Consider the following 240-nt stretch of genomic DNA (forward strand, 5'->3'; position numbering starts at 1 on the left):
CTCCAGCGTGCGGTGTTCAACTGCAGATCATAAAAGGTCCGATCGTCGATGTTGATGTCGTAATAGGACCGGTATCGACCGGCTTCGTTGACCTCGCGGACGCCCATCTCGGCGGCCGTCTCCTCCCTGTTAGAGATACGTCCCTTGCGTACCTCGTCGGGCGCGTCGAGCCAGACCCGGAGATCAGCGCGGTTCCCGGCGAGCCATCCCGACAGCCGCGATTCGAGAACGAACGGTTTG

The 240-nt window shown here is 61.2% G+C and carries 1 protein-coding gene; it reads right to left on the reverse strand.

The window, feature by feature from the left end; all coding sequences use genetic code 11:
- On the reverse strand, window positions 1-240 hold a 240-nt coding region (locus tag ACP7FG_RS13190), incomplete at both ends, for a cytidylate kinase family protein (protein WP_439226661.1).

The sequence above is a fragment of the Idiomarina sp. ST10R2A5 genome, from assembly GCF_051842325.1.
Taxonomy (GTDB): Bacteria; Pseudomonadota; Gammaproteobacteria; order Enterobacterales; family Alteromonadaceae; genus Idiomarina; species Idiomarina abyssalis.